General features: G+C 73.5%; 2 protein-coding genes. Both read right to left on the reverse strand.

The features are described from left to right. Positions 1 to 85: 85 nt before the first annotated feature. Entirely contained in the window at positions 86 to 3,034 is a 2,949-nt protein-coding gene (locus AB0M46_RS50125; protein WP_363348628.1) for a beta-ketoacyl synthase N-terminal-like domain-containing protein, read from the reverse strand. Further along, the gene (locus AB0M46_RS50130) at positions 3,031 to 8,871 is read right to left on the reverse strand and encodes an SDR family NAD(P)-dependent oxidoreductase (RefSeq protein WP_363348630.1); all 5,841 of its coding nucleotides are present in this window, start codon (positions 8,869 to 8,871) and stop codon (positions 3,031 to 3,033) included. Before AB0M46_RS50130 ends, AB0M46_RS50125 begins: the two co-directional genes overlap by 4 nt. Positions 8,872 to 8,874: the final 3 nt, after the last annotated feature.

Below are 8,874 nucleotides of genomic sequence, written 5' to 3' on the forward strand. Positions count from 1 at the left end.
CTGAAGCTGCTCGTCGACCGTCGCGACACGCTGGGGCGCGCCCGGACCGACGCGGTGAGCCGGCTGCATCATCTGTTGCTCGAGCTCATCCCGGGTCGGGCGCCGCATCGGACTCGTCGACGCGCACGGCGCCCCGGGTCACGCACCACAGCGGCGCGGCCGGCCCCGCCTCGGCCAGGGCCCGGGCGGCGGCCAGGGTCGCCCGCAGTCCCGCCGACGGGTCGAGGGTGAGCAGCGACAGTACGCCGGCGAAGGGGCCGTCCTCGCGCAGCCGGGCGGCCAGCGCCTCCCGGTCGAGGCCGGCCGGGTCGACGACCAGCGCGCGCAGGCCGGGGCCGGTGACGTCCAGGCCATGGTCCACGCCGGCCGGGAGCAGCACGAGCCAGGCGCCGGGCGCGGCGTCCGGCGGGAGGTCCAGCGGTGCCCAGGCGATCCGGTGCCCGGCCTCGGCCGTCCGCGGGAGGGCGCGGGCCGGCGCGGGATCCAGCCAGTACCGCTCCCCCTGGAACGGATACGTCGGCAGGTCCACCAGACGCCCCTCGCCAACGGGCCACTCGACGGCAACCCCGCGCACCCAAAGCCGCGCGGCCGCCTCGACCACCCCGAGCGGCTCCGCAACCCCCTTACGAACCACGGCAATGCAGTCCTCAACCACGGGCGTCAGCACCGGCGTAGGACTCACTTCCAGGAACGTGACCGCCCCCATCGCCGCCACACTGTCGGCAAACCGCACCGTCTCCCGCACATGCCGCACCCAATACTCGGGTGAGGTCCACTCCTGCGACACCACGGGAATCTGCGGCTGAGAAAACGTCAGCGTGGAAACCACCTCGGCAAACCCGGGCAGCATCGGCTCCATCAACACCGAATGAAACGCATGCGAAACCCGCAGCCTCCGCGACCGCACCTCCAACTGCGCCACAACCCGATCGACAGCCTCGGCAGTCCCCGACAGCACCACGGCCTCGGGACCATTCACCGCCGCGAGACCCACGTCGCCGTCCAGCAACGGCGCCACCGTTTCCTCCGACGCCGCAACCGCAACCATCACCCCACCCGGCGGCAACGCAGCCATCAACCGACCACGCGCCGACACCAACGCACACGCATCCTGCAGCGACAGAATCCCCGCCACATGCGCCGCCGCGATCTCACCGATCGAATGGCCGCCAACCACATCCGGCCGGACGCCCCACGACTCGAGAAGCCGGAACATCGCCACCTCGAACGCGAAAATGCCGCACTGCGCGTAGAAGGTATTCGCCAACCGCTCCTCATCGCCGCCGAACACCACCTCCGGCAACAACGGATCCAACTCCGCACACACCTGCGACCACGCCTGCGCGAAGACCGGGAACGCCTCGATCAACTCCCGACCCATGCCAAGGCGCTGGGCGCCCTGGCCACCGAACACGAAACCCAGGCGACCAGGTCGGATGACATCCTTGATCACGGTGCCGTCAAGGAGGACTGCGCGGTGCTCCAGCTCCGCCCGGCCTCTGGCTAGAGTCCAGGCCACGTCGGCCAGGGGCACGTCGTCGGAGAGGGACGCCTGGAGGCGGTCGACCTGCGCGGACAACGCGCGCTCCGTACGGGCCGAGACCGGCAGCGGCACGACCGGCAGCGCCTGCGCGGGGGCCGGCGCGTCCCACGACGGGGCCTGCTCCAGGATCACGTGGGCGTTCGTGCCGGAGATGCCGAAGGAGGAGACACCGGCCCGGCGCGGACGGTCGGCGGCGGGCCACGGCCGGGATTCGGCCAGCAGCTCGACGGCCCCGGCGGACCAGTCCACGTCGGGCGTCGGGGCGTCGATGTGCAGCGACCGGGGCAGGACGCCGTGGCGCAGCGCCAGCACCATCTTGATGACGCCGGCGACGCCCGCCGCGGCGCCGGTGTGGCCCAGGTTCGACTTGACGGAGCCGAGCCACAAGGGGGAAGGGCGGTCCTGCCCGTACGTCGCGATGACCGCCTGGGCCTCGATGGGGTCCCCGAGGGCGGTGCCGGTGCCGTGCGCCTCGACGGCGTCGACCTCCCGGCCGGAGAGCCCGGCGTCGGCGAGCGCGGCCCGGATGACCCGCTGCTGCGACGGGCCGTTCGGGGTGGTGAGGCCGCTGCTGGCGCCGTCGGAGTTCACGGCCGAGCCGCGCACCACGGCGAGCACGTGGTGGCCGTGGCGCCGGGCGTCGGCGAGCCGCTCGACGACCAGCATCCCGATGCCCTCGGCCCAGGCGGTGCCGTCGGCGCCCTCGGCGAAGGACTTGCAGCGCCCGTCCGGCGCCAGCCCGCGCTGCCGGCTGAACTCGACGAACAGCCACGGCGTCGGCATCGCGGTGACCCCGCCGGCCAGGGCCAGGTCGCACTCTTCGTTGCGCAGCGCCCGCACGGCCAGGTGCAGCGCCACGAGGGAGGAGGAGCAGGCGGTGTCGACGGTCAGCGCCGGGCCCTCCAGGCCGAGGGTGTAGGCGACCCGGCCCGAGGTGACGCTGGCGACGTTGCCGGTCAGGACGTACCCCTCGACCTCCTGCGGGGCCCGCCCGCCGTCGAGGTAGTCGGGCTGGGTGGCGCCGACGAACACGCCGGTGCGGCTGCCGCGCAGGGATTGCGGGTCGATCCCGGCCCGCTCGAACGCCTCCCACGACGCCTGCAGCGCCAGCCGCTGCTGCGGGTCCATGGCGAGCGCCTCGCGGGGCGAGATGCCGAAGAAGTCGGCGTCGAAGTCGGCCAGGCCGTCGACGAAGCCGCCCTCGCGCACGTAGGAGCGGCCGGGCCGGTCCGGGTCGGGGTCGTAGAGCCCGTCGAGGTCCCAGCCGCGGTCGGCCGGGAACGGGCCGATGGCGTCCCGGCCGGCGGCCAGCAGCTCCCACAGCTCGTCGGGGGAGGTCACGCCGCCGGGGTACCGGCAGGCCAGGCCGACGATCGCGATCGGTTCCCGGGCGCGGGCCTCCACCGCGCCGAGCCGTTCGCGGGTGGTGCGCAGGTCGGCGGTGACGAGTTTGAGGTACTCCCGCAGCTTCTCCTCATTCGGCGTAGTCACTTCAGCCCGAGTTCCTTCTCGATGAGGTCGAACATCTCGTCGTCGGTGGCGTCGGTGAGCTCGGTGGCGTCCTGCGCGGGCTCGGCGTCGGCGGCCTCGACGGACCACAGCAGCGCCTTGAGCCGGTTGGCGATCGCGAGCCGCCCGTCGCGCCCGGGCGCGTGTGCGGCCAGCACCCGTTCCAGCCGCTCGAGCTCGCCGAGCACCGGGTCGGTCGCCGGGGCGGGCGCCGCGTCGCCGAGCTGGGCCAGCAGGAAGCCGGCGAGGGAGGTCGAGTCCGGGTAGTCGAAGACCAGCGTGGCCGGGAGCCGGAATCCGGTCGCGGCGGTGAGCCGGTTGCGCAGCTCGACCGCGGTGAGCGAGTCGAAGCCGAGGTCGACGAAGCCGCGGTTGGGCTGGACCGTTTCCGGCCCGGCGTGGCCGAGCACCGTGGCGACCTGCGCGCGGACCAGGTCGACGACCACGCCGGGTCGGTCGGCCTCGGGCACGCCGGCGAGCCGGGCGGCGAGGGCCCCGTCGGGGCCGGGCGCGTCGTTGCGGGCCGCGGCCGGTCGCCGCCCGGGCGGACCGGCCAACGCGGTCAGGGTGGCCGGCAGCGCGCCGTGGGCCGCCTGCTCGCGCAGCGCGGCAAGGTCGATCCTGACCGGGGCGAGGGCGGCCCGATCGCTGCCGGTCGCGGCGTCGAGGAGCGCGAGGGCCTCGTCGTCGGCGAGCGGCACGATGCCGCTGCGGGAAAGCCGGGCCAGGTCGCGTTCGTCGAGTCGCCCGGTGAGCCCGCTGGCACGCGCCCACTGCCCCCACGCCAGCGAATGCGCCGGCAGGCCGAGCGCCCGCCGATGCGCCGCGAGCGCATCCAGGAAGGTGTTCGCCGCCGCATAGTTGCCCTGCCCCGGACTACCGAACACCCCGGCCGCCGACGAGAACAACACAAACGCGGTCAGATCACCGGTCAACTCGTGCAGGTTCCACGCCGCGTCCACCTTCGGCCGCAACACCGCGTCCAACCGCTCCGGGGTCAACGACTCCACCACCCCGTCGTCGACCACCCCGGCCGTGTGCACCACCGCCCGGACCGACTCCGACACCAGCAGCCGCTCGACGGCCGCCCGATCGGCCAGATCGCACGCGACGACCCGAGCCCCCAACTCAGCGGCAAGCTCCTCAGCACCGGGCGCATCCATACCCGAACGGCTCACCAGCAACAGATCCCGCACCCCGTGCACGCGCACGAGATGCCGGGCAACCAACGCACCGAGCGTCCCCGTCCCACCCGTCACCAGAACCGTTCCATCGGTAGGCCAGACCGGCTCGGGCATCCGCAACACGATCTTCCCGACATGCCGCGCCTGCCGCATGTACCGGAACGCCTCCCCCGCCCGCCGAATGTCGAACGTTGACACCGGCAGCGAGGGCTCGAACAGCGCCACGATGTCGGCAAGCATCGCCCCGATCCGCTCGGGCCCGGCCTCCAGCAGGTCGAAGGCCCGATACCCAGCCGGAGTGCCGGTGGCCCGGATGTCGGTCTTGCCCATCTCCAGGAACCGCCCACCCTCGGCCAACAGACCGAACGACGCGTCAACGAACTCACCCGCAAGCGAGTTGAGGACCACGTCCATCGCCGGAAACTTCGACGCGAAGTCCAAGTCCCGGGAGGAGGCGATGTGGTCGTCGTCCAGGCCAAGCCCACGCAGCGTGTCCCACTTGACCGGACTCGCCGTGGCAAAGACCTCCGCACCCCAACGACGAGCCAACTGGATCGCCGCCATACCCACACCACCCGCACCCGCGTGAATCAACACCCGCTCACCCGCCCGAAGACCGCCGAGATCGGCCAGCCCGTACCAGGCGGTCAGGTAACAGATGGGCACGGACGCGGCCCGCTCGAACGACCAGTCGTCCGGGACCCGCACCAGCGTGCGGTGGTCGACCACGACGGTCGGCGCGAAGGCGTTGAAGACCAGGCCGGTCACCCGGTCGCCGACGCACAGCGCGGTGACGTCCGCCGCCGCCTCGGTCACGACGCCGGCCGCCTCGCTGCCCATGCCGATCTGGCCCGGCACCATGCCGAGGCCGACCAGCACGTCGCGGAAGTTCAGCCCGGCGGCCCGTACCGCCACCCGCACCTGCCCCGGCTCCAGCGGCGCCTGCGACTCCGGCGCCGGGACGAGCGCGAGGTCCTCGAGGGTGCCACCGCCGCGCGTGTCCAGCCGCCACGGCCCCTCGGCCGGCGGGATCAGGCCGCGGGCCGGCGCCAGCCGCGGGACGAGGACCTGCCCCTGCCGGATCGCCATCTGCGGCTCGCCGGAGGTGACCGCCCGCCGGATCGTCTCCGGGGTCGCGCTGTCGTCGGCGTCGAGCAGCACGAGCCGGCCCGGCTGCTCCGCCTGGGCCGACTTCACCAGGCCCCAGACCGTCGACGCGGCGAGCCCGGGCGCGTCCTCGTCGCCGACCGCCACCGCCGAGCGGGTGACCAGCGCGAGCCGGGCCGAGGCCGGACGCTCCTCCCCCAGCCACTGCCGCACCAGGCCCAGGGCCTCGGTCAGGACGCGGTGCGCGGCCGCCGGCACGTCCGCGCCGGGGTCCCCGACCTCGACGATGGTCACGTCGCTCACCCGGTCCGCCGCGGGCTCGGGCGGTGCGGACCAGGCCAGCTCGTAGAGCGGGCTCGCGGGCCGCAGCTTCGCCAGCGACACCGGCCGCAGCACGAGGCCGCCCACCCTGGCCACGAACCGGCCGGTGGCGTCGGCGGCCGTGACCGCGTACGTGTCCGCGCCGCCGGGCGAGATCCGCACCCGCAGCGCCATGGCGCCGGTCGCGGCCAGCTCGACCCCGCGCCACTCGAACGGCAGCCGGGCCTGCTCCTGCAGCCGGTCCAGGTCCGCCAGCCCGACGACGTGCACGGCCGCGTCGAGCAGCGCCGGGTGCAGGCCGAACTCCTCCGCGTCCCCGGGCAGCGCGACCTCGGCGTAGAGCTCGTCGCCGTCCCGCCAGGCGGCCCGCAGCCCCTGGAACGTCGGGCCGTAGCCGTACCCGGCGGCGGCCAGGGCGGGATAGAAGCCGTCCAGCGCCAACGGTTGCGCCCCGGCCGGCGGCCACGCGGCGAGATCCTCGCGGGCGCCGCCGGACGCCTCGGCGGCGAGGGTGCCGCTCGCGTGCGCGGTCCACTCGGTGCCGTCGTCCGGTCGCGAGTGGACGGTCACCGCACGACGCCCACCCACATCCGGCTCAGAAACCCAAACCTGCACCCGTACCGCAACATCCCCACCCAGCACCAACGGCGCCTGAATCGTCAACTCCTCCACAACCGGGCACCCACACTCACGCCCCGCCCGCAACGCCAACTCCACAAACGCCGCACCCGGCAACAACACCGTCCCGCCCACCGCATGATCGGCCAACCACGGCTGCACACCCAGCGAAACCCGCCCCGTCAACAGATACGCATCCGCCTGCGCCAGCCGAACCGCCGCGCCCAGCAGCGGATGCCCCGCCGCCTGCAACCCGGCCGCGGCGACGTCGGCCGCCCCCGGCTCCGCGCCCAGCCAGAACCGCTCATGCTGGAAGGCATACGTCGGCAGCTCCACCCGCCGTCCACCGTCCACCAGCGGCCCGAAGTCAACCCCGATCCCCTGCGCCCAAGCCTCGCCCAGCGAGGTCACAAGCCGCCGCAACCCGCCATCGTCGCGCCGCAACGTCCCCACCCCGAGCGCGAGAACCGGATGCGCACTGCACTCAACAAACCCGTCCAGCCCGAGGCCACGCGCAGTGTTCACAGCATCGTCAAACCGCACCGGCTGCCGAAGATTCGTGTACCAATACGTCCCATCCAAAAGCGACATATCCAGCACATCACCCGTCACCGCAGATATGAACGGCACCCGCCCAGACACCGGCATCAGACCGTCAAGATCAGCCAAAATCTGCTCACGCAACTCCTCAACCTGCGGCGTATGCGACGCATAATCCACCGGGATCCGGCGCACCCGAATCTCCTCGCCGCAGGAGGCCATGAACTCCTCCAGCGCCTCAACCGGACCGGCCACCACCGTCGCCGACGGACCGTTGACCGCCGCGATCGAGATCCGGTCATCGATCAGCTCACGCACCCGCTCCACCGGCGCCGCAACCGACACCATCCCACCGCGACCAGCAATCGCCCGCAACGCCTTCGACCGCAGCACCACCACCCGCGCCCCATCCACAATGGACAGACCACCCGCGACCACCGCCGCCGCGATCTCACCCTGCGAATGACCAATCACCGCCGCCGGGATCACGCCATGCGACTCCCACACCGCGGCCAGGGAGACCATGACCGCCCACAAGACGGGCTGCACTACGTCGACCCGCTCCAGCAGCTCCGGGTCGGTCAACGCCTCCCGCAACGACCAATCCACCAACGGAGCCAGAGCCCGCTCACACTCCGCGAACACCGGAGAGTCGGCCAACAGCTCGGACGCCATCCCGACCCACTGCGAACCCTGACCCGGGAAGACGAACACCGCTCGCCGCGGCTCACCGGCAAAGCCTTCGAGCAGGTTCGCCGCCGGCTCGCCCGCGGCCAGCGCCGCCAGGCCCGCCAGCGCCTCCGCACGATCCGCCGCCACGACCACCGCCCGGTGCTCCAGCGCCGCCCGGCCGGAGGCCAACGAGAACGCCGCGTCGGACAGGCCGAGCGACGGGTCCTCGGAGAGCCGCTCGGCCAGCCGGGCCCCCGCCTGCCGCAGCGCGGACACCGAGCGGGCCGACACCACCAGCGGCACCGGGCCGGAGGACGGGGACGAGGCACGGTCGGCGGCGGGTACGGACTCCAGGATCACGTGCGCGTTGGTGCCGCTCGCGCCGAAGGCGGAGACGCCGGCCCGCAGCGGCCGGCCGGCCGCCTCCCAGGGGCGCGGGGAGGTCAGCAGCTCGACGGCGCCCGAGGCCCAGTCCACGTGGGACGTCGGCGCGCTCACGTGCAGCGTCCGCGGCAGCTCGCCGTGGCGCATCGCCTCGACCATCTTGATGATCCCGGCCACGCCGGCCGCCGCCTGGGTGTGACCGATGTTCGACTTCACCGAGCCGAGCCACAGCGGACGGTCGCGCTCCTGCCCGTAGGCGGCCAGCAGCGCCTGGGCCTCGATCGGGTCGCCCAGCGCCGTGCCGGTGCCGTGCGCCTCGACGGCGTCCACGTCGGACGGTCGCAGGCCGGCGCTCGACAGGGCCTGGCGGATCACCCGCTGCTGGGACGGGCCGCTGGGGGCGGTCAGGCCGTTGGAGGCGCCGTCGGAGTTGACCGCCGAGCCGCGCACGACCGCGAGGATCGGGTGGCCGTGGCGGCGGGCGTCGCTGAGCCGTTCCAGCAGCAGCACGCCGACGCCCTCGGACCAGGCGGTGCCGTCCGCGCCCTGGGAGAACGCCTTGACCCGCGCGTCGGGTGCGAGGCCTCGCTGGCGGGAGAACTCGGTGAAGATGCCCGGGCCGGACATCACCGTCACGCCGCCGGCCAGGGCCAGGGCGCACTCGCCGCCGCGCAGCGCCTGCGCGGCCAGGTGGAGGGCGACGAGCGACGAGGAGCAGGCGGTGTCGACGGTCAGGGTGGGGCCCTCGAACCCGAAGGCGTAGGCGATGCGGCCGGAGACCACGCTGGTGGACGTACCGCTGAGGAAATGTCCTTCGACCTTGTCGGCGGGGGCCTGTCCGGCGTAGTCCTGGTGGATGGCGCCGGCGAAGACCCCGGTGCGGCTGCCTTTCAGGCCGGCCGGGTCGATCCCGGCCCGCTCGAAGGCCTCCCACGACGCCTCCAGCAGCAGCCGCTGCTGCGGGTCCATGGCGAGCGCCTCGCGGGGCGAGATGCC

The sequence above is a fragment of the Dactylosporangium sp. NPDC051485 genome, assembly GCF_040682015.1.
Lineage (GTDB): Bacteria > Actinomycetota > Actinomycetes > Mycobacteriales > Micromonosporaceae > Dactylosporangium.